This window comes from Pseudomonas sp. p21 (assembly GCF_001642705.1).
Lineage (GTDB): Bacteria > Pseudomonadota > Gammaproteobacteria > Pseudomonadales > Pseudomonadaceae > Aquipseudomonas.
This window is the reverse complement of the sequence record NZ_LWBV01000003.1, coordinates 690,226-714,585: the sequence shown is the minus strand read 5'-3', so window position 1 is coordinate 714,585 and position 24,360 is coordinate 690,226. Positions and strand designations below refer to the sequence as shown.

17 protein-coding genes are annotated in these 24,360 nt (G+C 63.8%); 9 read left to right on the top strand and 8 right to left on the bottom strand.

Features of this window, described 5'->3' with window-relative positions; translation table 11 throughout:
• Positions 1-4: 4 nt before the first annotated feature.
• A complete protein-coding gene (locus A4C63_RS12700) occupies positions 5-949 on the bottom strand; it encodes an alpha/beta hydrolase (protein WP_063912942.1) in 945 nt (314 codons plus the stop codon).
• Positions 950-1,168: 219 nt separating this feature from the next.
• On the opposite strand from A4C63_RS12700, the gene fadD2 reads away from it, so the two are divergent.
• Together fadD2 and fadD1 are read left to right on the top strand one after the other, a co-directional pair.
• Positions 1,169-2,857 carry a long-chain-fatty-acid--CoA ligase FadD2 gene (gene fadD2 / locus A4C63_RS12695; RefSeq protein WP_063912941.1) on the top strand — a complete coding sequence of 563 codons (1,689 nt, stop codon included), beginning with the start codon at positions 1,169-1,171 and terminating at the stop codon, positions 2,855-2,857.
• A 358-nt stretch (positions 2,858-3,215) separates the two neighbouring features.
• On the top strand, positions 3,216-4,913 hold the full coding sequence (gene fadD1 / locus A4C63_RS12690) for a long-chain-fatty-acid--CoA ligase FadD1 (RefSeq protein ID WP_063912940.1): 1,698 nt from the start codon (positions 3,216-3,218) through the stop codon (positions 4,911-4,913).
• Between the two features lie 103 nt (positions 4,914-5,016).
• Here fadD1 and A4C63_RS12685 read toward each other — a convergent pair whose 3' ends face one another.
• On the bottom strand, positions 5,017-6,324 hold the full coding sequence (locus A4C63_RS12685; RefSeq protein WP_063912939.1) for an FAD-binding oxidoreductase: 1,308 nt from the start codon (positions 6,322-6,324) through the stop codon (positions 5,017-5,019).
• Between the two features lie 24 nt (positions 6,325-6,348).
• Positions 6,349-7,713, bottom strand: a complete 1,365-nt coding sequence (locus tag A4C63_RS12680) for a glutamine synthetase family protein (RefSeq protein ID WP_063912938.1) — start codon at positions 7,711-7,713, stop codon at positions 6,349-6,351.
• 534 nt (positions 7,714-8,247) lie between these two features.
• Between A4C63_RS12680 and hrpA the strand changes: the two genes are divergently transcribed.
• On the top strand, positions 8,248-12,153 hold the full coding sequence (gene hrpA, locus A4C63_RS12675; protein ID WP_063912937.1) for an ATP-dependent RNA helicase HrpA: 3,906 nt from the start codon (positions 8,248-8,250) through the stop codon (positions 12,151-12,153).
• Between the two features lie 237 nt (positions 12,154-12,390).
• Complete coding sequence (locus tag A4C63_RS12670) at positions 12,391-13,512, top strand: beta-ketoacyl-ACP synthase III (RefSeq protein WP_063912936.1); 1,122 nt, start codon at positions 12,391-12,393, stop codon at positions 13,510-13,512.
• Between the two features lie 223 nt (positions 13,513-13,735).
• Here the strand turns inward: A4C63_RS12670 and A4C63_RS12665 are convergent, their stop codons facing one another.
• Positions 13,736-14,980 (bottom strand): putative porin, encoded by a 1,245-nt coding sequence (locus A4C63_RS12665; protein ID WP_025340175.1) that lies wholly within the window; start codon positions 14,978-14,980, stop codon positions 13,736-13,738.
• Between the two features lie 262 nt (positions 14,981-15,242).
• Here A4C63_RS12665 and A4C63_RS12660 point away from each other — a divergent pair, with 262 nt between their 5' ends.
• Positions 15,243-16,370 (top strand): GNAT family N-acetyltransferase, encoded by a 1,128-nt coding sequence (locus tag A4C63_RS12660; RefSeq protein WP_063912935.1) that lies wholly within the window; start codon positions 15,243-15,245, stop codon positions 16,368-16,370.
• A gap of 63 nt (positions 16,371-16,433) precedes the next feature.
• On the opposite strand, the gene A4C63_RS12655 is transcribed toward A4C63_RS12660, so the two are convergent.
• The 4 genes from A4C63_RS12655 to A4C63_RS12640 all read right to left on the bottom strand — a co-directional run bounded on the left by A4C63_RS12655 (position 16,434) and on the right by A4C63_RS12640 (position 20,630).
• Positions 16,434-18,266 (bottom strand): ABC transporter ATP-binding protein, encoded by a 1,833-nt coding sequence (locus A4C63_RS12655; protein WP_063912934.1) that lies wholly within the window; start codon positions 18,264-18,266, stop codon positions 16,434-16,436.
• A gap of 63 nt (positions 18,267-18,329) precedes the next feature.
• Positions 18,330-18,887: a peptidylprolyl isomerase gene (locus A4C63_RS12650; RefSeq protein ID WP_063912933.1), complete on the bottom strand. Its 558-nt coding sequence runs from the start codon at positions 18,885-18,887 to the stop codon at positions 18,330-18,332.
• Complete coding sequence (locus A4C63_RS12645) at positions 18,881-19,693, bottom strand: alpha/beta fold hydrolase (protein WP_063912932.1); 813 nt, start codon at positions 19,691-19,693, stop codon at positions 18,881-18,883. The genes A4C63_RS12650 and A4C63_RS12645 overlap by 7 nt, the downstream gene beginning before the upstream one ends.
• A 13-nt stretch (positions 19,694-19,706) precedes the next feature.
• Complete coding sequence (locus tag A4C63_RS12640) at positions 19,707-20,630, bottom strand: LysR family transcriptional regulator (protein ID WP_012273620.1); 924 nt, start codon at positions 20,628-20,630, stop codon at positions 19,707-19,709.
• Between the two features lie 48 nt (positions 20,631-20,678).
• Between A4C63_RS12640 and A4C63_RS12635 the strand changes: the two genes are divergently transcribed.
• The 4 genes from A4C63_RS12635 (at position 20,679) to A4C63_RS12620 (ending at position 24,318) form a co-directional block, all read left to right on the top strand.
• Positions 20,679-20,993: a hypothetical protein gene (locus tag A4C63_RS12635; protein WP_063912931.1), complete on the top strand. Its 315-nt coding sequence runs from the start codon at positions 20,679-20,681 to the stop codon at positions 20,991-20,993.
• 109 nt (positions 20,994-21,102) lie between these two features.
• Positions 21,103-21,702 (top strand): FMN-dependent NADH-azoreductase, encoded by a 600-nt coding sequence (locus tag A4C63_RS12630; RefSeq protein ID WP_063912930.1) that lies wholly within the window; start codon positions 21,103-21,105, stop codon positions 21,700-21,702.
• Between the two features lie 285 nt (positions 21,703-21,987).
• On the top strand, positions 21,988-22,869 hold the full coding sequence (locus A4C63_RS12625) for a carboxylate/amino acid/amine transporter (RefSeq protein ID WP_063912929.1): 882 nt from the start codon (positions 21,988-21,990) through the stop codon (positions 22,867-22,869).
• 72 nt (positions 22,870-22,941) lie between these two features.
• Positions 22,942-24,318, top strand: a complete 1,377-nt coding sequence (locus A4C63_RS12620) for a cytosine permease (protein ID WP_063912928.1) — start codon at positions 22,942-22,944, stop codon at positions 24,316-24,318.
• Positions 24,319-24,360: the final 42 nt, after the last annotated feature.

Genomic DNA, 24,360 nt, shown 5'->3' with positions numbered 1-24,360 from the left:
GCTATCATTCACTGCGCACAGGGCGGCCAAGGGCAAGCGCCTGTTCAAGCCAGCCGAGAATATCGGCGGTGACCTCGTCACGGTTGGTTTCGTTGAGTACTTCATGCCGCGCCTCAGGATAGACGCGCAGCTGTACATGTCGATTGCCGGTCGCGCGCAGGGCGTCGGCCAAGTGGGTGAGACGCTTGCCGGCACTGACCGGATCACATTCACCCCCGATCACCAGCAATGGCAGGTTCGGATCGATCTGCGCGAGGTTACTCGGCTGGCTGATCTGCGCCAAGCCTTGCAGCAGGTCGAGCCACAACTGGTTGCTGCAGCGAAAGCCGCACAGCGGGTCGTTGACGTACAGATCGACCTGCGCCGGGTCGCGGCTGAGCCAGTCGAACGCGGTGCGGTTGGGCTTGAAGGCCTTGTTGAACGAGCCGAACGACAACCACTCGATCAGCGCGCTCTTGCCCAGCGGCCCCTGGCGCCAGGCCTCCAGCCGGGCAATCAGCCGCGCCGCGCGGTACAGCGCCGCCGGTTGGTAGTTGGAACCGCTGAGGATCGCCCCATGCAGGCTGGCGCTGTGGTGCAGCAGATAGGCCTGGGCGATGTAGCTGCCCATGCTGTGGCCGAACAGGAACAACGGCGTGCACGGGTACTGCTGGCCGATGTGCTGGGCCAGCAGCCCGAGGTCGTTGACCACGGCATTCCAGCCATGATGGCGGGCGAACAGGCCGAGGCTGCCCAGTTCGGCGGTGCGCCCATGGCCGCGCTGGTCGGCGGCGAACAGGGCAAAGCCGGCCGCGCTCAGGGCATGGCCCAGGTGCTGGTAGCGCCCGGCATGTTCGGCCATGCCGTGGGCCAGCAGCACCACGGCTTTTACCGGCGTGGCCGGTAGCCATTGGTGCACGTACAGGCTGCAGTGCTCGCTGGCGGGCAGCCAGAAGGCGTCGTGAGGCATGGCGGATCCTTGTGCGCACAGGTATCCGGACAGTGTATGCACAACCGACCGGATTGCAGGAAGGGCACAAATAAGATTCACAATGTTAATGGCGGCACTTGGCGTATATGCCGCCTTGGGCTTACCTGCTAACGTCGGATCAACGCCTTTTCGCTTTCGGGCGGGCAGGTGAAAGGACTACAGGACTCACAGCAGGTCCAGGCAGAGGAACAATAATAAATGCAAGCCGACTTCTGGAATGACAAGCGCCCGGCGGGCGTGCCTTCGACCATCGACATCAATGCCTACACCTCGGTCGTCGAGGTGTTCGAGCGCTCGTGCAAACGCTTCGCCGACCGCCCGGCCTTCAGCAACCTGGGCGTGACCCTGACCTACGCGGAGCTGGAACGCCATTCGGCGGCCTTCGCCGCCTGGTTGCAGCAGCACACCGACCTCAAGCCGGGTGACCGCATCGCGGTGCAGATGCCCAACGTGCTGCAATACCCCATCGCCGTGTTCGGTGCCCTGCGCGCAGGCCTGATCGTGGTCAACACCAACCCGCTGTACACCGAGCGCGAGATGCGTCACCAGTTCAAGGACAGCGGCGCACGTGCGCTGGTGTACCTGAACATGTTCGGCAAGCGCGTGCAGGAGGTGCTGCCCGATACCGGCATCGAGTACCTGATCGAGGCGAAGATGGGCGACTTGCTGCCTACCGCCAAGGGCTGGCTGGTCAACACCGTGGTCGACAAGCTGAAGAAAATGGTGCCGGCCTACCAGCTGCCCCAGGCGGTGCCGTTCAAGCAGGTGCTGCGCCAGGGCCGCGAGCTGTCGCACAAGCCGGTGCCGCTCTGCCTGGCCGACATCGCCGTGCTGCAATACACCGGCGGCACTACCGGCCTGGCCAAGGGCGCCATGCTCACCCACGGCAACCTGGTGGCCAACATGCTGCAGGTGCTGGCCTGCTTCTCGCAGCACGGGCCGGACGGGCAGAAGCTGATCAAGGACGGCCAGGAGGTGATGATCGCACCACTGCCGCTGTACCACATCTATGCCTTTACCGCGAACTGCATGTGCATGATGGTCACCGGCAATCACAACGTGCTGATCACCAACCCGCGTGATATCCCCGGCTTCATCAAGGAGCTGGGCAAATGGCGTTTTTCCGCCTTGCTGGGCCTGAACACCCTGTTCGTCGCGCTGATGGACCACCCGGGCTTCCGCCAGCTCGACTTTTCGGCGCTGAAGGTCACCAATTCCGGCGGCACCGCGCTGGTCAAGGCCACGGCCGAGCGTTGGGAGGCGCTTACCGGTTGCCGCATTGTCGAAGGCTACGGCCTGACCGAAACCTCGCCAGTGGCCAGCACCAACCCTTACGGCCAGTTGGCGCGCCTGGGCACGGTGGGCATCCCGGTGGCGGGCACTGCCTTCAAGGTGATCGACGATGACGGCAACGAGCTGCCGCTGGGCGAGCGGGGCGAGCTGTGCATCAAGGGCCCGCAGGTGATGAAAGGTTACTGGCAGCAGCCCGAGGCCACGGCCCAGGCCCTGGATGCGCAAGGCTGGTTCAAGACTGGCGACATCGCGGTGATCGACCCGGACGGCTTCACCCGCATCGTCGACCGCAAGAAGGACATGATCATCGTCTCGGGTTTCAACGTGTACCCCAACGAGATCGAGGACGTGGTGATGGGCCACCCCAAGGTCGCCAACTGCGCAGCCATCGGCGTGCCGGACGAGCGCTCCGGCGAGGCGGTGAAGCTGTTCGTGGTGCCGCGCGAAGGCGGGCTGAGCGTGGATGAGCTGAAGGCCTACTGCAAGGCCAACTTTACCGGCTACAAGGTGCCCAAGCACATCGTGCTGCGCGAGTCGTTGCCGATGACACCGGTGGGCAAGATCCTGCGGCGGGAGCTGCGCGACATAGCTTGATACCGGGTTGGCTTCTTCGTGGGCTTGCCCGCTCCCACAGGTACTGCACAGCATTCGAGAACTGTGAGGTCCCTGTGGGAGCGGGCAAGCCCGCGAATGCCGTGAAACCGCTCTAACAGGCTGTTTATAGCCCGATCTGCGACATTTTGGATAATTACTCTAAAAATGACCTGTATTGTTCATTGAGTCATTTTTGTGACCGTGAGGCCTGTTTTGGCCTCTAGGCGACCCCAGGCAAAGCTGTTACTCTCGGCCCGCTTTCAGATGATCCGGTTTGCAACGAGCCGTCATCTCATATCAATAATAAGCGCATCGACGCGTGAATCGAACTTCGCTGTTGCTGAAGGAGTGGGCTTCCATGATCGAACATTTTTGGAAGGATAAGTACCCAGCCGGGATTACGGCGGAAATCAATCCTGACGAATTCCCCAATATCCAGGCGGTACTCAAGCAATCCTGCCAACGCTTTGCCGACAAACCGGCCTTTAGCAACCTGGGCAAGACTATCACTTATGGCGAGCTGTATGCGCTGTCGGGGGCGTTTGCCGCCTGGTTGCAGCAGCATACCGACCTCAAGCCGGGTGACCGCATTGCCGTGCAGCTGCCTAACGTACTGCAATACCCGGTGGCGGTATTCGGTGCCATGCGTGCCGGGTTGATCGTGGTCAACACCAACCCGCTGTACACCGCACGGGAAATGGAACACCAGTTCAACGACTCCGGCGCCAAGGCCCTGGTGTGCCTGGCCAACATGGCCCACCTGGCCGAGAAGGTGGTGCCCAAGACCCAGGTCAGGCACGTCATCGTCACCGAAGTGGCCGACCTGCTGCCGCCGCTCAAGCGCCTGCTGATCAACAGCGTGATCAAGTACGTGAAGAAGATGGTACCGGCCTACAACCTGCCGCGTGCCGTACGCTTCAACGACGCACTGGCGCTGGGCAAGGGCCAGCCGGTGACCGAGGCCAACCCGCAGGCCAACGACGTGGCGGTGCTGCAGTACACCGGTGGCACCACCGGCGTGGCCAAGGGCGCAATGCTGACCCACCGCAACCTGGTGGCCAACATGCTGCAGTGCCGGGCACTGATGGGCTCCAACCTGCACGAAGGCTGCGAAATCCTCATCACCCCGCTGCCGCTTTACCACATCTACGCCTTTACCTTCCATTGCATGGCAATGATGCTGATCGGCAACCACAACGTGCTGATCAGCAACCCGCGTGACCTGCCGGCCATGGTCAAGGAGCTGGGCAAGTGGAAGTTCAGCGGCTTCGTCGGCCTCAACACCCTGTTCGTTGCCCTGTGCAACAACGAGGCCTTCCGCGCCCTGGACTTCTCGGCGCTGAAGATCACCCTGTCTGGTGGCATGGCCTTGCAGTTGAGCGTGGCCGAGCGCTGGAAGGCCGTGACCGGCTGCGCTATCTGCGAAGGCTATGGCATGACCGAGACCAGCCCGGTGGCCGCGGTGAACCCCTCAGAAGCCAACCAGGTCGGCACCATCGGCATTCCGGTGCCGTCCACCCTGTGCAAAGTCATCGACGACAACGGCAACGAGCTGCCGCTGGGCGAGGTGGGCGAGTTGTGCATCAAGGGCCCGCAGGTGATGAAGGGCTACTGGCAGCGCGAGGAGGCCACTGCCGAGATCCTCGACAGCAATGGCTGGCTGAAGACCGGTGACATCGCCGTGATCCAGCCGGACGGCTACATGCGCATTGTCGACCGCAAGAAGGACATGATCCTGGTCTCGGGCTTCAACGTGTACCCCAATGAGCTGGAAGATGTGCTGGCGGCCCTGCCGGGCGTGCTGCAGTGCGCGGCCATCGGCGTGCCGGACGAGAAGTCCGGTGAAGTGATCAAGGTGTTCATCGTGGTCAAGCCGGGCATGACCGTGACCAAGGAACAGGTGATGGAGCACATGCGCGCCAACGTCACCGGTTACAAGGTGCCACGCCAGATCGAGTTCCGCGACGCGCTGCCGACCACCAACGTGGGCAAGATCCTGCGCCGCGAACTGCGCGATGAAGAGCTGAAGAAGCAGGGCTTGAAGAAGATCGCCTGATCGACCTCACCGGCCTCTTCGCGGGCACGCCCGCTCCCACAGGTATTGCGCCAAGCCAGAGGGCTGCGCTGTACCTGTGGGAGCGGGCGCGCCCGCGAATGCTTCAGCGCAGTTTTTCCAGCATCTGGTAGTACCACATCCCCGCCGCCAGCAGCGGGTTGCCCAGCAAATCCCCCATCGGCACCCGCACATGCTTGCACTGGGCAAAGGTGTCGAACTTCTCCAGCGTCCCGGTCAGCGCCTCGGCCATGATCTCGCCCATGATGTGGCTGGTGGCAATCCCGTGCCCCGAGTAGCCCTGGCAATACCACACGTTGTCCGACAGCTTGCCCAGCTGCGGGATGCGGTTGACCACGATGCCCATGGCGCAGCTCCACTGGAACTCGATCGGCACGCCTTTCAATGCCGGGAAGGTGCGCTCGATGCACGGGCGCAGTTCACCTTCGATATCCCGTGAATCACGGCCGGAATAGTTGGCGCCACCGCCAAACAGCAGGCGCTTGTCGGCGGTCAGGCGGTAATAGTCGAGCACGAAGCGGCAGTCGTACACCGCCAGGTCCTGCGGGTTGATCTGCTCGGCCAGTTCCCCCAGCGGTGCGGTGGTGACAATGCCGCCCATGGCCGGGAAGATCTTGCCCTTGAGCTGGCGCTTTTCCAGCTTGTGGTACACATCGCCAGCCAGCATCACCTGGCGCGCCTCGACCCGCCCGTGAGCAGTGACCACCGCCGGGCGCGGGCCGTGGACGATGTCCAGCACTTCGGAGTTCTCGAAAATCAGCGCCCCCAGGCCATGGGCAGCACGGGCCTCGCCCAGGCACAGGTTGAGCGGGTGCAGGTGCAGGTTGCGCAGGTTCTTCAGCGCGCCCAGGTACAGCGGGCTTTGCAGGTGCTCGGCCATGCCGTTGCGGTCCAGCAGTTGCACCTGCTCGCCCATGCCGCGCCGCCGAGCCTCGGCTTCGAATGCGCGCAGCTCGTCCATGTGCGAGGGCTTCATCGCGGCATGCAGGTGGCCGCGCTTGAGGTCGCAGTCGATGCCGTAGCGCGCCACGCGCTGCTCGATCACCTGGTGCCCGCGCCAGCGCAAGTGCCAGATGAAGTCATCGACCTCGGCACCCAGGCGGTTGCGCATCTGCGTGCGCATGGCTTCGTCGCCCGACAGGCTGCCGGTGACCTGGCCGCCGTTGCGCCCGCTGGCACCCCAGCCGATGCGGTTGGTTTCGACGATGGCCACTTTCAGGCCACGCTCGGCCAGTTCCACCGCCGTGGCCACGCCGGTAAAGCCGCCACCGATGATCGCCACATCCACTTGTACCGTGCCCTTGAGCTGCGGGTACTCGGTGTGGTCGTTGAGGGTGGCGCTGTAGTAGGACGGCGCGCGCTGCGCCGGGCCCTTGTTCAATGCTGCGTTCATGGGTGTTCCTTGTTAGGTGGGGGCTCAGGCCTGGTGCAGGTACCAGCGCCAGTCCTGCTCGCTGACTTCGGCCATGAACTGGCGGTACTCGGCGCGCTTGACCTTCAGGTACACGCCAAGGAAGTCCTCGCCCAGTGCTTCGCGAGCCCAGCTGGAATGCTGCAGGGCATCGAGAGCGGTCAGCCAGTCGGTGGGCAGGTGTTCGGTGGCCTGGGCATAGCCGTTGCCTTCTACCGGTGCCCCCGGGTCAAGTTGTTCACGGATGCCCCGGTGGCTGGCGGCAAGGATTGCCGCAGCGGCCAGGTAGGGGTTGGCGTCGGCGCCGCAGATGCGGTGCTCGACATGCCGGCTGTTGGCCGGGCCGCCCGGTATGCGCAGGCTCACGGTACGGTTGTCCACACCCCAGGTCGGCGCCAGCGGCGCATAGCTGTTGGCCTGGAAGCGGCGGAACGAGTTGGCGTTGGGGCAGAACAGCAGCAGCGAGTCGCGCAGGTGGCGCAGCATGCCGGCCACGGCCTGGCGCAGCAGCGGGGTGCCAGCCTTGTCCTCACTGGCAAACAGGTTGTTGCCGGCGCTGTCGGCCAGGCTCAGGTGCATGTGCATGCCAGTGCCGGCCAGTTGCGCGAACGGCTTGGCCATGAAGCAGGCCTGCATGCCATGGGCATGGGCCACGCCTTTGACCAGGCGCTTGTAGCGTACGGCCTGGTCCATCGCCTGCAGGGCGTCGCCGTGTTCGAGGGTGATTTCCACCTGGCCGGGGGCGTACTCCGAAATCGCCGTGCGGGCCGGGATGCCCTGGGCTTTGCAGGCGGCATAGAGGTCGGCGAGGAACGGCTCGATCTGCTCCAGTTCGCGCAGGCCATACACCTGGGTGGTGCGTGGGCGACCGCCATCGTTGTCCAGCGCCGGTTGCGGGCGGCCCTGGGCATCACGTTGCTGGTCGAGCAGGTAGAACTCCAGCTCGCAGGCCATCACCGGATGGTAGCCGTCGGCCTTCAACGCGTCGATGGTACGCAACAGCACATGGCGCGGGTCGGCGATGCTGGCCGGCAGGCCCTCGTTCGGGTGCATGCTCACCTGCACCGCGGCGGTCGGCACCCGGCGCCAGGGCAGGCGCACCAGGCTGCCGTCAAGCGGGTAGGCGCGGCAGTCGATATCGCCGACGTCCCACACCAGGCCGGAGTTTTCCACGTCGTCGCCGTTCAGGGTCAGGCCGAGGATGGTGCTGGGCAGCGGCCGGCCGGTCTGGTACACGGCCAGCAGTTCCTCGCGGTGCAGCAGCTTGCCGCGCGGTACGCCGTTGGCGTCGAGGATGAACAGTTCGAACAGCTCGATATCGGGGTTGTCGGCCAAAAAACGGCTGGCCTGCTCTACGGGTGCAAAGTGCATGATGGATTCGCTCACGGGCGCACAGGGCCACCGCGCATGCAGGCGGCCCAGCTGAGTCAAACGGCCAGACGACGGCCGGGTATGGTCACAAAGGCGTGAGCGAGAAATCCGGTGGGCGCGCGTGACGGCAGTGCCACAGGGCCCAGAAGGCGAGGATGATGTGGACCAGCGGATTTTCACCGGCACGGCGCCGGGCCTTCGGCAGCGAAGGGCGGGACAACGGTGGGGCGATGGGCTGGACGGGAGTCATGCCTTCGATACTCACATGCGGCGTAAGGTTGATTAAAGCAGTGAATGGCAACCTTTACATCGCATTTGGCTAAACATTTGGTTGCCTGTGCCGGCCTCTTCGCGGGCTCGCCCGCTCCCACAGGTTCCCCACTATCTTCAGGCACGTGGTGACCCCTGTGGGAGCGGGCAAGCCCGCGAAGAGGCCGGCACAGGCAGCAGAGAACCGGCAAATCTGCGACAATCGCGCATCCTTCGAATGCCGATCATGAAAAAGCAGGCCCACCTGCATCACTAAAAAGCCCCATGACTGACCACGCCATCGACAAACTGCTGCAAAACCTCGACCACGCCATGATCGCCGACCGCCATCGCCTGCGCCGGCAATTGCACGAACTGCGCAAGCGCCCCGACGAGGCAAAGCTGGCGCAGTGGGTGGAAAAGGTCCAGGCGTCCTGCGCCCAGGTCACCGCGCGCCAGCAGAGCGTGCCGACCGTGCGCTACGACGACAGCCTGCCCATCGCTGCCAAGCGTGACGAAATCAAGAAGGCCCTGGCCGAACACCAGGTGCTGGTGATCGCCGGCGAAACCGGTTCGGGCAAGACCACCCAGTTGCCGAAGATCTGCCTGGAACTGGGCCGTGGCAGCCATGGCCTGATCGCCCACACCCAGCCACGCCGGATCGCCGCCCGCAGCGTTGCTGCGCGGGTCGCCGAAGAACTGGGCACGCCCCTGGGCGGGCTGGTCGGCTACCAGGTGCGCTTCGAGGACCAGAGCGACGCCAACACCTTGGTCAAGCTGATGACCGACGGCATCCTGCTGGCCGAAACCCAGCACGACCGTTTCCTCGAACGCTACGACACGATCATCGTCGACGAAGCCCATGAACGCAGCCTGAACATCGACTTCCTGCTCGGCTACCTGAAGACCCTGCTGCACCGTCGCCCGGACCTGAAGCTGATCATCACCTCGGCGACCATCGACCTGGAACGCTTCTCCAAACACTTCGACGGCGCACCGATCATCGAGGTGTCCGGGCGCACCTTCCCGGTGGAAACCTGGTACCGCCCGCTGACCAGCGAGCAGGATGAGGAGGGCAACCAGATCGAGGACGACCTCACCGTCGACCAGGCCATCCTCGCCACGCTGGATGAGCTGGCGCACCACGAGCGGAGTGAGGGCAAGGGCCCCGGCGATGTATTGATCTTCCTGCCGGGCGAGCGGGAGATCCGCGATGCCGCCGAGATCTTGCGCAAGGCGCAACTGCGCCATACCGAGATCCTGCCGTTGTACGCGCGCCTGTCGCCGGCCGAGCAGCAGCGCATCTTCCAGCCGCACACCGGGCGCCGCGTGGTGCTGGCCACCAACGTCGCGGAAACTTCGCTGACCGTGCCTGGCATCCGCTATGTGATCGACACCGGTACCGCGCGCATCAGCCGCTACAGCTACCGCGCCAAGGTCCAGCGCTTGCCCATCGAGGCCGTGTCGCAGGCCAGTGCCAACCAGCGCAAGGGCCGCTGTGGCCGGGTCGAGCCGGGCATCTGCGTGCGCCTGTACAGCGAAGAGGATTTCAACAGCCGGCCGGCGTTCACCGACCCGGAGATCCTGCGCACCAACCTGGCGGCGGTGATCCTGCAGATGCTGCACCTGCGCCTGGGCGCGATCGACGCCTTCCCGTTCATCGAGCCGCCGGATGGCAAGGCCATCAGCGACGGTTTCAACCTGCTGCAGGAGCTGTCGGCGGTCAACCGCGAGAACCAGCTGACGCCGATCGGCCGCCAGCTGGCGCGCCTGCCGATCGACCCGCGGTTGGGCCGCATGCTGCTTGAAGGCGCCCGCCTGGGCAGCCTGCAGGAAGTGCTGATCGTCACCAGTGCGCTGTCGGTGCAAGACCCGCGCGAACGCCCGCCGGAGCGTCAGCAGGCCGCCGACCAGGCCCACGCGCAATGGAAGGACGTGGATTCCGACTTCGCCGCGCTGGTCAACCTGTGGCGTGGCTTCGAGGAACAGCGCCAGGCGCTGACCGCCAACCCGCTGCGCAACTGGTGCCGCAAGAACTTCCTGAATTACCTGCGCCTGCGCGAATGGCGCGATGCCCATCGCCAGCTGGCGCTGATCTGCCGTGACCTGCAGCTGACGGTGAACAAGGACCCGTCCGACTACCCGAAAATGCACAAGGCCATTCTCAGCGGCCTGCTCAGCCAGATCGGCCAGAAGACCGAAGAGGGCGACTACCAGGGCGCCCGCCAGCGGCGCTTCTGGGTGCACCCGTCGTCGGGCCTGGGGCGCAAGCGCCCGCAGTGGGTGATGGCTGCCGAACTGGTCGAAACCACCAAGCTGTACGCACGCATGGTGGCCAGGATCGAGCCAGACTGGATCGAGCCGCTGGCCGGCCACCTGGTCAAGAAGAACCACTTCGAACCACACTGGGAGAAGAAGCGCGGGCAGGTGGTGGCCTACGAGCAGATCACCCTGTACGGCCTGATCCTGGTCGGCCGTCGGCCGGTGCATTTCGGCCCGATCGACCCGGTCACCTCGCGCGAGCTGTTCATCCGCGAAGGCCTGGTGCGTGGCGAAATCCAGTCGCGGGCCAAGTGCCTGGCGGCCAACAAGCGCCTGCTGGAAGAGCTCGACGAACTGGAGGCCAAGGCCCGCCGCCGTGACATCCTCGCCGACGAAGAGACGCTGTACGCCTTCTACGAAGCGCGCCTGCCGGCGGAAATCCACCAGACCGCGACCTTCGACAGCTGGTACCGCATGGGCAGCCAGAAGGACGCCAACCTGCTGATCATGCGCGAGGAAGACGTGCTGGCCCGCGAGGCCAGCGAAGTCACCGCCGCGCAGTACCCCGACAGTATGCAGGTGGGCGAGCTGCGCCTGCCGCTGAGTTACCACTTCGAGCCCGGCCACCCCCGCGATGGCGTGACCGTACGGGTGCCGGCACCGCTGCTGCCGAGCCTGCCGGGCGAGCGCCTGGAATGGCTGGTGCCGGGCCTGCTGGAAGCCAAGTGCGTGGCGCTGGTGCGCAACCTGCCCAAGGCCCTGCGCAAGAACTTCGTGCCGGTGCCGGACTTCGTCAAGGCCTCGCTGGCGCGCATGACCTTTGGCCAGGGCGCATTGCCGCAGGCCCTGGGCCAGGAGCTGCTGCGCATGACCGGCGCCCGTGTGCCTGACGAGGCCTGGGACGAGTCGGTCAACCTGGTTGAAGGCCACCTGCGCATGAACATCGAAGTGGTCGACGGCCAGGGCAAGTTCCTGGGTGAAGGCCGCGACCTGGCCGAGCTGACCGCGCGCTTTGCCGCTGCCAGCCAGGCAGCGCTGGCCGTGCCGCGTGACGCCAAGAGCGAGCAACCGGTGCAGGCCAAGGCTTTCAGCGAGGTGAAGCAGACCGCGCAGCAGAAGATCGCCGGCCTGTCGATGACCGTGTACCCGGCGCTGGTGGAGGAGGGCGGCACCGTGCGCGAGGGGCGCTTCTCGACTCAGGCCGAAGCCGAGTTCCAGCACCGCCGCGCCTTGCAGCGCCTGTTGCTGCAGCAGTTGGCCGAGCCGGCCAAGTACCTGCGCGGCAAGCTGCCGGGGCTGACCGAGCTGGGCCTGCTGTACCGGGAAATGGGCCGGGTCGAGGCGCTGGTCGAGGATATTCTGCTGGCCAGCCTGGACAGCTGCATCCTTGAAGGCGAACAGCCGCTGCCACGCGATGGTGCGGCCCTGGCTGGCCTGGCCGAGCGCAAGCGCGGCAGCTGGGCCGAGCATGCCGAGCGCCTGGCACGGCAGACGTTGGAAGTGCTGAAGCTGTGGCATGGGCTGCAGAAGCGCTTCAAGGGCAAGATCGACCTGAGCCAGGCGGTGGCGTTGAACGATATCAAGCAACAGCTGGGCAACCTGGTGTACCCGGGCTTCTTGCGCGAAACCCCCGGGGCCTGGTTCAAGGAGCTGCCGCGTTACCTCAAGGCGGTGGAACTGCGCCTGGAGAAGCTGGGTTCGCAGGTGCAGAAGGACCGGGTGTGGAGCGGCGAGCTGGCCAACCTGTGGGCGCAGTACAAGGCCCGTGCCGACAAGCATGCCCAGGAAGGCAAGCGCGATGAGCAGTTGACCCTGTACCGCTGGTGGCTGGAGGAATATCGGGTGTCGCTGTTCGCCCAGCAGTTGGGGACCAAGGTGCCGATTTCCGACAAGCGATTGAGCAAGCAATGGAGCCAGGTGGAGGGCTAAACTTCCGCAGATGTGGCAATATTGATGCAATTTGGGGCCGCTTTGCGGCCCCTTCGCGGGCACGCCCGCTCCCACAGGTGGTGTGCAAGGTTCGCTGCCTGTGCTGTACCTGTGGGAGCGGGCGTGCCCGCGAACGAGGGCGCAGCCCTCGCCTTTAAATTGGCACTAAAGTGCCATTAACCTGTCATGTTTCCAGCCAGCGCCCCGTGGCGATGGCCTTTGACCAGAGGAACGACCGTGCATAACGTCGTGATCAGCGGCACCGGCCTGTACACCCCGGCCCAGAGCATTTCCAACGAAGAACTGGTGGCTTCCTTCAACACCTGGTCGCAGCAGTTCAACCAGGACAACGCCGCTGCCATCGAGCGCGGTGAAGTCGAAGCGGCGCCGCTGTCCGACGCGGCGTTCATCGAAAAGGCCTCGGGCATCAAGAGCCGCTTCGTCATGGACAAGGCCGGCATCCTCGACCCTCAGCGCATGAAACCGCGCCTGCCCGAGCGCTCCAACGACGAACCGTCGGTGCTCTGCGAAATGGCCGTGGCCGCTGCACGCCAGGCCCTGGAGCGCGCCGGTCGCACGGCAGCCGATGTCGATGGGGTGATCGTCGCCTGCTCCAACCTGCAGCGCCCGTACCCGGCCATTGCCATCGAAGTGCAGCAGGCGCTGGGCATCCAGGGCTTTGCCTTCGACATGAACGTGGCCTGCTCGTCGGCCACTTTCGGCATCCAGACCGCCGCCAACAGCGTGGCCCTGGGCCAGGCGCGTGCGGTGCTGATGGTCAACCCGGAGGTGTGCACCGGCCACCTGAACTTCCGTGACCGTGACAGCCACTTCATCTTTGGTGATGCCGCCACGGCGGTGTTGCTCGAGCGTGCCGACAAGGCCACCTCGGCGCACCAGTTCGATATCGTCAGCAGCAAGCTGTGGACCGAGTTCTCCAACAACATCCGCAACAACTTCGGCTTCCTCAACCGCGCGGCGGAAGAGGGCGAGGGCGCGGCGGACAAGCTGTTCATCCAGGAAGGCCGCAAGGTGTTCCGCGAGGTGTGCCCGAAGGTGGCCGAGCTGATCGGTGAGCACCTGCAGGAAAACGGGCTGCAACCAAACGATGTGAAACGCTTCTGGCTGCACCAGGCCAACCTCAGCATGAACCACCTGATCGTCAAGAAACTGCTGGGGCGTGAAGTGGCCGAGGAAGATGCACCGGTGATTCTCGACCGTTATGCCAATACCAGTTCGGCGGGGTCGGTGATTGCCTTCCACCTGTACCAGGACGACCTGGCCAAGGGCTCGCTGGGGGTGTTGAGCTCGTTTGGTGCGGGGTACTCGATTGGTAGCGTGATCCTGCGCAAGCGCTGATTGATTCGAGATTTCGGGGCCGCTTTGCGGCCCATTCGCAGCACAAGGCTGCTCCTACAGGGGAATGCGAACCCTGCAACCGGCGCGTTTTCCTGTAGGAGCAGCCTTGTGCTGCGAATGGGCTGCAAGGCAGCCCCCTGCAATTTCACAGGCAAAAAAAAAGCGGGAAATGCCGGATGGGGTCGGCATTTCCCGCTTCAGCTGAAGCAGTGCAGGGTGTCGCTTAGAACTTGGCTTCCAGGTCTACCTGCAGCGTGTCTACGTCAGCATCGCTGTTAGGCAGGTTGGAGAAGTCGGTCTTGGCCATCATGTAGGCCGCGCCGAGGGCGAAGTTCTTGTCGATTTCGTAACCCACCTTGAACTTGTGGCCACGGGAACCGGTGAAGCCGTTACCGAAGTCGGAGTCGGTGAACAGGCTGACTACACCGTTACGCTGCACATCGCGGTAGTTGTAGTCCAGGCTCCAGGCACCGATCTTGCTCTTCAGGCCAGCCAGCCAGGCCTTGTCCTTGCCATCGGTGCTTTCGGTGTTCTTGACGAACTGGCCGTAGGCCGACAGCGGGATGGCGAAGCCGGTGAAGTCGACCTGGCCGAAACCTTCCACCAGCTGGAACTCGTTGGTGGTGTTGCCCAGCGAACGCAGGGCAGCAGATTCCTTGTCGTTGTCGTAGCCGTAGATGCTGCCACCGACGGTGACCTTGACGGTGTCTGCCGCGTTGAACTTGGTACCCAGCTGGGCCGCGTACAGCTGTGCGTCGTGCTTGAACTGCACGCCGTCGCCGTCGACGTTGTCCTTCAGGTTGTAGTGGCCGATGCTGCCGAACACTTCGGCCGGGCCGAGGTTGGTCTTGTAGGTCGCGGCCAGGCCTTCCGGGTTGATGTCGCTGTCCCAGATGATGTCGCCCATGCTCACCCATGGCTGCAGCATCTTGCCGCCGATCAGGTGCAGGTTCGGGACGGCAGTTGGGTGCCAGTCGAGGTAGGCCAGGTCAACCCACAGCGATTTCTTCTCGAAGTAGTTGTCCAGGCTCTGGTTGGTCGAGCGGGCATCGGCGCTGCTGCCGGTGGCCACACGCACGCCGGCGTCGACCTGCGGGTTGATCTCGCTGTAGAAGCCGACACGGGCACGTACACGTTCACGGTCCTGGTTGCCGCTGCGAGCGATCGGGTCGTCGACGTTGACGTCTTCGTAACGCAGGCGCACATCACCCTTGATCTGGGTCTTGGCGGCCCATGCCACTTTCTGTTCAAAGGAGCTCATCCGTTCGGACTGAGCTTTCTGAGCGGCCTTTTCCTTGGTTTCTTGAGCCAGGTCCGCCTGCAGTTCGTTGTACTGCGCCTGGTTGATCGAGCCATTGGCGCGGAGCATTTCGAGCAGCTTGGCGTCGACAGCTGCACTGGCCGGAGTACTCAGAGCCAGCATCATGCCGGTGAGGCTCACTCCGGTAAGTGTAGAAACAAGACGCATAAGGTTCTCCCTGTTGAATAAGATGGGGGAGGCTCAAGCGCCCGCCCCGTGTTGGCATGTCTTCGGAAAGGGCCTGAATAGACAGGTTCTGGGGTTCCGGAAAACAGGCGCAAGTATTGCGGGGGCGAATGACAGATTAATGTCGAATTAGTGGCACTGCGGTTAAGTAATTGAGAATAAAAGGATCTGGCCCGGCGTTGGTGATTTGAGTGGCGGGCCTTCCTTGGGGATACTGGGTACCTTGAGACAGCGAGCCAAAACCGTGACCAGCCTGTATAGCCTTGCCCATTTGCGTGATCTTCCGGCGGCCACCTGGGATGCCATGGTGCCGGCCGGCCAACCGTTCCTGCGCCATGCGTTTCTCAGTGCCATGGAGGACAGCGGCAGCGTCGCACGCAGCACCGGCTGGGCAGCCGAGCACCTGGTGCTGGAGCGTGATGGGCAGGTGCGGGCACTGCTGCCGGCGTACCGCAAATGGCACTCGTTTGGCGAGTACGTGTTCGACCATGGCTGGGCCGATGCCTGTGAACGGGCCGGCATCGCCTACTACCCCAAGCTGCTGGGTGCCGTGCCGTTCAGCCCGGTCAGCGGCCCGCGCCTGCTCGCCGCCGACCCAGCTGATGGCTTGCTGGTGCTGCAGGCGTTGCCGGAGTACCTGGGCAAGGGTGGGCTGTCTGGCGCGCACATCAATTTCACCGAGCCGGCGCTGGACGAACAACTGGCCAGCCAGCCGGGCTGGATGGAGCGCCTGGGTTGCCAGTTCCATTGGCGCAACCACGGCTACCGCGACTTCCAGGATTTTCTCGACAGCCTGAGTTCGCGCAAGCGCAAGCAGATGCGCAAGGAACGTGAACAGGTGGCCGGGCACGGCATTGAGTTCCGCTGGTACCGTGGGGGTGAACTGGATGAGGTGCAGTGGGATTTCGTCTACCGCTGCTACGCCAACACCTATACGGTGCGCCGCCGTGCGCCCTATCTGACACGCGAGTTTTTCAGCTTGCTGGCCGAGCGCATGCCCGAGGCGTTGCGCGTGGTGATGGCGCGGCAGGGGGGACGTGATGTGGCCATGGCCCTGAGCCTGGTGGGGGGCGACAGCCTGTTTGGCCGCTACTGGGGATGCCTGGATGAATTCGACCGGCTGCATTTCGAAACGTGTTTCTATCAGGGCATGGACTTTGCCATTGCCGAGGGTTTGCAGCGCTTCGATGCCGGGGCGCAGGGGGAGCACAAGCTGATTCGCGGGTTCGAGCCGGTGCTGACGCGGTCGTGGCACTACCTGCTGCACCCGGGGTTGCGGCGGGCGGTGGAGGATTTTCTGGTGCAGGAGCGGGAAGGGGTGCGGGCGTATGCCGAGGAGGCCCGGGGGATGTTGCCCTATCGCCGGGACTGATCCATTTTTATTAGCTGTGCCGGCCCTTTCGCGGGTTCACCCGCGAAGAGGCCAGTACAGGAATCAGTCGACCCCGACAAACCCCCCCGTCTGGTGATGCCACAACCGGGCATACAACCCTTGCTGCTCCAGCAGTTCACTGTGGCTGCCACTCTCGACAATCCGCCCCTTGTCCAGCACCACCAGCCGGTCCATCCGCGCAATGGTGGACAGCCGGTGGGCAATGGCGATCACTGTCTTGCCCTGCATCAGCGTCTCCAGGCTTTCCTGGATCGCTGCCTCCACCTCCGAGTCCAGCGCCGAGGTGGCCTCGTCCATGATCAGGATCGGCGCATTCTTCAACAGCACCCGGGCAATGGCGATGCGCTGGCGCTGGCCGCCCGACAGCTTGACCCCACGTTCGCCCACATGGGCATCGAAACCGGTGCGGCCCTGGGCGTCCGACAGCTGCGGGATGAACTCGTCGGCGCGGGCCCGGCGTACCGCCTCGCGCAGCTCCGCCTCGCTGGCGCCAGGGCGGCCATACAGCAGGTTGTCGCGGATCGAGCGGTGCAGCAGCGAGGTGTCCTGGGTGATCATGCCGATCTGCGCGCGCAGGCTGGCCTGGCTTACCTCGGCAATGTCCTGGCCGTCGATGAGGATTCGCCCGCCCTGCACGTCGTACAGCCGTAGCAGCAGGTTGACCAGGGTCGACTTGCCCGCCCCGGACGGGCCGATCAGGCCGATCTTCTCGCCCGGGCGGATGTCCAGGTCGAGCCCTTCGATCACATTGGCGGCCTTGCCGTAATGGAAGTCCACATCATCGAAACGCACTGCGCCGCGGCTGACCTTGAGCGCTGGCGCGTTGGGCCGGTCGGTAACGGTGACCGGCTGGGCGATGGTCTGCAGGCCGTCCTGGACCATGCCGATGTTCTCGAAGATGCCGTTGACCACCCACATGATCCAGCCCGACATGTTGACGATGCGGATCACCAGGCCGGTGGCCAGGGCGATGGCGCCGACGGTGATCAGCGACTGGCTCCACAGCCACAGCGCCAGACCGGTGGTGGCGACCACCAGCAAGCCGTTGAGGGTGGTGATGACCACGTCCATGCTGGTGACCACGCGCGCTGCCAGCTGGGTTTTCTCGGTCTGTTCGCTGATCGCTTCGCGGGCGTACTGCTGTTCGTAGTCGGTATGGGCGAACAGCTTGAGGGTGGCGATGTTGGTGTAGCCATCGACGATTCGCCCCATCAGCTTGGAGCGGGCATCGGAGGAAATAACCGAACGTTCCTTCACCCGTGGCACAAAGTAGTACAGCGCGGCGATGTAGCCGATGATCCACAGCAGCAGCGGCAGCATCAGGCGCCAGTCGGCCTCGGCGAACAGCACCAGCGAGGTGATGGCGTAGATCAGCACATGCCACAGCGCATCCACCGCCTGCACGGCGGAGTCGCGCAGCGAGTTGCCGGTCTGCATGATGCGCTGGGCGATGCGCCCGGCGAAATCGCTCTGGAAGAAGTTCAGGCTCTGCTTGAGCACATAGGTGTGGTTCTGCCAGCGGATCAGGCTGGTCATGCCGGGGTTGATGGTCTGGTGCACCAGCAGGTCGTGCAGGCCGAAGAACACCGGCCGCAGCAGCAGTATCACCACCAGCATCCAGATCAGCTCGCCACTGTGCTCACTGAAGAAGTTGGCATTGGGTGTGCCTTGGGCCAGGTCGATGATGCGGCTCAGGTAGCTGAACATCGCCACCTCGATCAGCGAGGCGAACAGGCCGACCACCAGCAGGGCGAGAAAGCTCGGCCATACCTGGCGCAGGTAATACAGGTAGAACGGCCAGACCTGGCCGGGCGGCGACTCGCTGGGCGCGTCGCGGAAGATGTCGATCAGTTGTTCGAAACGGCGGTACAGCATGGATGACGACACTCCTGTTCCATCCGACCCTCAGGCGGTTTCACGTCCCTGTGAAGCCTGCGGTCAGTCGATGCGTTTGGCCGACTTGATGTAGACCGGGTCGGCCGGTACATCGCGCATGCCTTTCTTGATGGTGGTCGGCGAATTGACGATCTGGTCGACCACTTCCATGCCCTTGGTCACCTTGCCGAACACGGCATAGCCACGGTCACGCCCAGGGTTGAGGAAGTCGTTGTCGGCCACGTTGATGAAGAACTGGCTGGTGGCCGAATTCGGGTCCTGGGTACGGGCCATGGACAGCGTGCCACGGGTGTTCTGCAGGCCGTTGCCGGCTTCGTTGGTGATCGGGGCGCGGGTGTTCTTCTGCACCATCTGGTCGGTAAAGCCACCACCCTGGACCATGAAGCCCGGGATTACACGGTGGAAGATGGTGTTGTTGTAGAAGCCGCTGTCGACGTACTCGAGGAAGTTCTTGGTACTGACCGGCGCCTTCTCGGCATTCAGCTCGATTTCGACCTGGCCGAAGCTGGTGTCCAGCAATACGTGCGGGGTCTTGTCGGAGGCCATGACGCTGGTGGCGAAGGCGACCGAGCAGGCGGTGAGCAGGAGTTTTTTCAGCATGGGCTCAAAGATCCTTGAGAGGTGGAAGCGGCTGCAAGGAACTGCAGCAGGGTCTGGTTGAAGACCTCGGGTTGATCGAGGGGTGTAGCGTGCCGGGAATCGTCGATGACCACCAGCCTGGCGTGAGGCATCAGGGCGACGTAGCGTTGTTTCAGTTGTATCGGCGTGTAATCGTGGTCGGCGGCAACCACCAGGGTAGGACAGTGGATCTGCCCGATGCGTTCCTGCACGCCCCAGTCGACGATGGCGTCGAAGCTCTTGAGGTAGGCGCGCTTGTCGTTGCGTGCCCAGCGCTGGGCCATTTTCTGCCGCAGTTCGGCCTGCTGCGGTTTGGGAAACAGCCGCTCGGCCAGACCCTTGCCGACGGTTTCGACACTGAGCAGGCGCGCCAGGCCCCAGCGCTTGAGCCACCACAGCCAGTCATTGCGGGTGCGGCGCTTGACCTCGGGGGCGCTGTTGACGATGCACAGGCTGCGCAGCCATTGCGGGTGGTCGACGGCAAACTGGAAGCCGACCATGCCGCCCATGGACAGGCCGACGAAGTGCACGGGGCCGGTGTGCAGGTGTTCGAGCAGGGCCAGCAGGTCGGCACTGAAGGTGGCGATCTGGTAACCGTCGCGTGGCTTGTCGGAGCGGCCGTGGCCACGAATGTCCATGAGGATTACCCGGTAGTGACGGCTGAGTACCGGCACCTGCAGCTCCCAGTCCTGGCAGCTGGAGCCCAGGCCATGCAGCAATACCAAGGGTTCGCCCTGGCCATATTCCTCGTAATGCAGTGCGCATCCTTCGTGTTCGAAATAGGCCATGGGCGCGGTCCTCTCAGGCTTGTGGGGGGGCTGCGAAGGGCACGTCCAGTGGGGCGGTGTCGAAATTGCGCAGCAGGTCGATGAGAATCTGCGTGGCCGGGCCCAAGGTCTTCTCTTTGCTCGAATAAAGGTAGAACAGTGGGTGGCGGCTGCCACCCTGATCCAGTGGCAACGGCTTGAGCACGCCTTCGCGCAGCTCGCGCTCGATCATGTGCCGGGGCAGCCAGGCAAAGCCCAGGCCGCTGCTGACGAAGGTAGCGGCGGTGCCCAGGCTGCCGACGGTCCAGCGCTGCTCTGCACCCAGCCAGCCGACATCGCGCGGCTGAGCGCGGCCGGAGTCGCGGATTACCACCTGCAACTGGCTTTCCAGGTCCTGGAAGGTCAGCTCGCGGCCCAGGCGGTGCAGGCTGTGTTCGGGGTGGGCAACGGCGACGAACTCCACCGCACTCAATTCGGCGCCCAGGTAGCCGCCGATGCTGTAGCTGCTGATGGCCAGGTCGGCGATGCCTTCGTGCATCACTTCCTCGACGCCAGACAGCACTTCTTCACGCAGGCGCACCCGGCAACCGCGGCTCTGCGGCATGAACGCGGCCAGGGCGCGTACCAGGCGGGCACTGGGGTAGGCGGCATCGACCACCAGGCGTACCTCGGCCTCCCAACCCTGTTCCATATGGTGGGCGAGGTCTTCGAGCTGGCTGGCCTGCTTGACCAGGTGGCGGGAGCGGCGCAGCAGGACATTGCCGGCTTCGGTGAGCACCGCCTTGCGGCCGTCGATGCGCAGCAGCGGCACGCCCAGTTGCTCCTGCATGCGGGCCACGGTGTAGCTGACCGATGACTGCGAGCGGTGCAGTGCCTCGGCGGCCTGGGCAAACCCGCCGTGATCGACCACTGCTTGCAGGGTTCGCCACTGGTCAAGGGTTACGCGCGGCGCTTTCATCTTTCGCTCCTGTTGTCCTAAGCTGCGCTCTTTCAAGGAGAGCGGCCCATGAAGAAATGTTGTGCGGCAATACTGATGTGCCTGCCCCTCGGGGCCATGGCTTATCCCATCGACGTGGAGAAGGAACTGACCGGGGTCAAGCTCGATTACACCGCCTATGACACGGCCTATGACATTGGCGCCATCACCCTCAACAACTATGGGCAGGTACCGGCCGCGTGCAAGGTGACCTTCCGCAACGGCCCGGAAGCACCACGGGTGCGCCGGGTGATGGTACCGGCCGGGAAAAGTGTCGATGTCACCGCCAAGTTCAACCGGCAGATCATCAAACTACGGATCGCCTTGAACTGCACTGCAGAATAAGCTGATAAATCGATAGATTGAACCCATTTTTTACGCTTTTTTATCGATAGGTCAAGCCGTAATCTCACCTCCATCGAATCGCAACCCTTTTTGCCGATGGAGGCACCCCATGTCCCGCGTTCTGATCATCGAAAGCAGCGCCCGCCAGCAGGATTCCGTTTCCCGTCAGCTGACCCGTGATCTCATCCAGCAGTGGCAGGCCGCCCACCCGGCCGATCAGATCAGCGTGCGCGACCTGGCGGTGAACCCGGTGCCACACCTGGACGCCGACCTGCTGGGTGGCTGGATGAAGCCTGAAGAACAGCGCAGCGCTGCCGAACTGGAAGCGCTGGCCCGATCCAACCAACTGACCGATGAATTGCTTGCTGCCGATGTGCTGGTGATGGCTGCGCCGATGTACAACTTCACCATCCCCAGCACCCTCAAGGCCTGGCTGGACCACGTGCTGCGTGCCGGCATCACCTTCAAGTACACCCCCACCGGCCCGCAGGGCTTGCTGACCGGCAAGCGCGCCATCGTCCTGACGGCCCGTGGCGGCATCCACGCCGGTGCCACCAGCGACCACCAGGAACCGTACCTGCGCCAGGTAATGGCCTTCATCGGCATTCACGATGTCGACTTCATCCATGCCGAAGGCCTGAACATGAGCCCTGACTTCCACGAGAAGGGCGTCAACCAGGCCAAGGCCAAGCTGGCGGCGGTGGCCTGAGGCTTAGCGAATTCCCAACCCTGACACCTGTTTTTGCTCCTTTGGGTGTACCTGCCCGGCCTGCATGGCCGGGCTTTTTTATGCCTGTGAATTTTGTGGGTGCCTGTGCCGGCCTCTTCGCGGGCTTGCCCGCTCCCACAGGGATATCACAGTACCTGAGACCTGCGGCGTACTTGTGGGAGCGGGCAAGCCCGCGAAGAGGCCGGCACAGCCCCACATTCCTCATGGTTGAACTCATTCACCGCAACCCGCTAAGGTCGCGGCCTTGATCCACGAGAGGCAACCATGGGCTACCTGATAATCGTCGCGCTGATCCAGGCGTTTTCCTTCAGCCTGATCGGCGAGTACCTGGCCGGGCACGTCGACAGCTACTTTGCCGTGCTCGCGCGCGTGGTGCTGGCTGGCCTGGTATTTCTGCCGCTGACCCGCTGGCGCCAGGTCGAGCCGCGCTTCATGCGCTCGATGCTGCTGATCGGCGCGCTGCAGTACGGCATCACCTACGTCTGCCTGTACCTGAGCTTTCGCGTGCTCACCGTGCCGGAGGTGCTGCTGTTCACCATTCTCACGCCGTTGCACGTGACGCTGATCGAAGACGCCATGAACCGGCGCTTCAACCCGTGGGCCCTGGTGGCAGCGCTGGTGGCGGTGGCCGGTGCTGCGGTGATCCGCTTCGACACCATCAGCGGTGAGTTCTTCATCGGCTTCCTGCTGCTGCAACTGGCCAACTTCACCTACGCCGCCGGCCAGGTGCTGTACCGCCACCTGGTCGCACGCCATCCCAGCGACCTGCCGCACTACAAACGCTTTGGCTATTTCTACCTGGGCGCGTTGATCGTGGTGTTGCCGGCTTTCCTGCTGTTTGGCAATGCCCAGCACTTGCCGACCAGCAACGTGCAGTGGCTGGTGTTGCTGTTCCTGGGCCTGTGCCCGACGGCGCTGGGGCTGTACTGGTGGAACAAGGGCGCCTGCCTGGTTTCGGGCGCGACGCTGGCGGTGATGAACAACCTGCATGTGCCGGTAGGGCTGCTGCTCAATTTGCTGATCTGGAACCAGGACGAGCCACTGGGCAGGCTGTTCATCGGCGGGGCGGTGATCCTGGCGTCGGTGTGGATGAGCCGCCTGGGTACCCTGACGTTATCGAGCAAGCCATGGCGCAGTCAGCTATGACGCGTTCGTTACTGAACTCAAGTCCCGCCAATACCTACCCGATAATCATGAAAATAAAATCGGGAGACCGGCGTGAAGCTAGAAACGCGAAGTATCGAATTTGTCCCACACGCTGAGCGTTATGGCACGCCTAAACGATTGTTCACCATCTGGTTCAGCTCCAACTTCCAGATAACCGCCCTGATGGTCGGCACCCTGGGCGTGGCCTCGGGGCTGAGCCTGGGCTGGACCTTGCTGGGCCTGTTGGTCGGCAACCTGATCGGCACCGTGTTCATGGCCGCGCACTCTGCCCAGGGGCCACACCTGGGCGTGCCACAGATGATCCAGAGCCGGGCCCAGTTCGGTGTCCATGGCGCGGCGCTCCCGCTGCTGGTGATGGTCACGGCCGCAGTCCTGTTCCTCGCCGCCAGCGGCGTGCTGATGCGCAATGCCCTGCAGGCCCTCGTGCCTATGAGCAATGACCAGGCCATCGTGGTGGTTGGCTTGCTGACCTTTGTCATCGGCTTTGTCGGCTACGAACTCATCCACCGCCTCGGGGCGTGGATGAGCCTGTTGTCCACCTTGGTTTTTGCTGGCGCCCTGGTGCTGATCTTGCTGCACCCCGGCGACATGGCAACCACAACGGCGGTGAGTACCGGCTTTTCGTTCACCGCGTTCAACCTGATCGTTGCCCAGTCGGCCTCGTGGACGCTGGGGTATGGCCCGTATGTGGCCGATTACTCGCGCTACCTCCCGGCCAACGTCAACCCGCGCGCCACGTTCTGGGCCACCTATTGCGGTTGTGCGCTGGGCTCCTTCGCCATGATGGCATTGGGCGCGCTGGTGGCAGTGGAACTGCCCTCGGCACTGGGGCATGACCCAGCCACAGCCATTGCCGCGTTGTTTGGCCCGTGGGCGCCGTTGGCGCTGGCAGTGATTGCGCTGGGGGTGATCCAGTACAACGTCCTGTGCCTGTACAGTGCCTACATGTCGTCGGTCACGATCTTTGGCGCCTTCAAGACCATCCGGCGCGTAACCGCCACTGCCAAGGCCCTGGTAATGGCTGGCTTGACCGCAGCGGCAACGGTGATCGCCATCGCCACCCAGTACAATTTCGATACGTTCTTTGCCGACATCCTGATCGGCCAGCTGTACCTGCTGATTCCATGGAGCGCGATCAACCTGGTGGATTACTACTGGGTGTGCAGGGGCCACTATGATGTGGGGGCGCTGTATGACGCCAAGGGGCGTTACGGCTGCTTCAATCGTCGAAGCCTGGCGGTGTACGCAGTGTCGATCATCGGTACCATCCCGTTCATGAAGCTGTCTTTCTACACGGGCTTTATCGCCGAGTGGCTGGGGGCGGACATCAGTTGGGCGATGGGGTTGATCCTGGCGGGTGCGCTGTATTGCATGGTCCATGGGCGCGAGAGCAACCGGCTTTCGACAACCATGAATGTGCACCCTTGACTCGGCCTTGACACGGAAAGGGGGCTGCTTTGCGGCCCATTG

Excerpts from the sequence above, each read along its gene's own strand:
- A4C63_RS12700 (WP_063912942.1), bottom strand. The coding sequence starts at position 949 with ATGCCTCACGACGCCTTCTGGCTGCCCGCCAGCGAGCACTGCAGCCTG.
- fadD2 (WP_063912941.1), top strand. The coding sequence starts at position 1,169 with ATGCAAGCCGACTTCTGGAATGACAAGCGCCCGGCGGGCGTGCCTTCG.
- fadD1 (WP_063912940.1), top strand. The coding sequence starts at position 3,216 with ATGATCGAACATTTTTGGAAGGATAAGTACCCAGCCGGGATTACGGCG.
- A4C63_RS12685 (WP_063912939.1), bottom strand. The coding sequence starts at position 6,324 with ATGAACGCAGCATTGAACAAGGGCCCGGCGCAGCGCGCGCCGTCCTAC.
- A4C63_RS12680 (WP_063912938.1), bottom strand. The coding sequence starts at position 7,713 with ATGCACTTTGCACCCGTAGAGCAGGCCAGCCGTTTTTTGGCCGACAAC.
- hrpA (WP_063912937.1), top strand. The coding sequence starts at position 8,248 with ATGACTGACCACGCCATCGACAAACTGCTGCAAAACCTCGACCACGCC.
- A4C63_RS12665 (WP_025340175.1), bottom strand. The coding sequence starts at position 14,980 with ATGCGTCTTGTTTCTACACTTACCGGAGTGAGCCTCACCGGCATGATG.
- A4C63_RS12655 (WP_063912934.1), bottom strand. The coding sequence starts at position 18,266 with ATGCTGTACCGCCGTTTCGAACAACTGATCGACATCTTCCGCGACGCG.
- A4C63_RS12650 (WP_063912933.1), bottom strand. The coding sequence starts at position 18,887 with ATGCTGAAAAAACTCCTGCTCACCGCCTGCTCGGTCGCCTTCGCCACC.
- A4C63_RS12645 (WP_063912932.1), bottom strand. The coding sequence starts at position 19,693 with ATGGCCTATTTCGAACACGAAGGATGCGCACTGCATTACGAGGAATAT.
- A4C63_RS12640 (WP_012273620.1), bottom strand. The coding sequence starts at position 20,630 with ATGAAAGCGCCGCGCGTAACCCTTGACCAGTGGCGAACCCTGCAAGCA.
- A4C63_RS12635 (WP_063912931.1), top strand. The coding sequence starts at position 20,679 with ATGAAGAAATGTTGTGCGGCAATACTGATGTGCCTGCCCCTCGGGGCC.
- A4C63_RS12630 (WP_063912930.1), top strand. The coding sequence starts at position 21,103 with ATGTCCCGCGTTCTGATCATCGAAAGCAGCGCCCGCCAGCAGGATTCC.
- A4C63_RS12625 (WP_063912929.1), top strand. The coding sequence starts at position 21,988 with ATGGGCTACCTGATAATCGTCGCGCTGATCCAGGCGTTTTCCTTCAGC.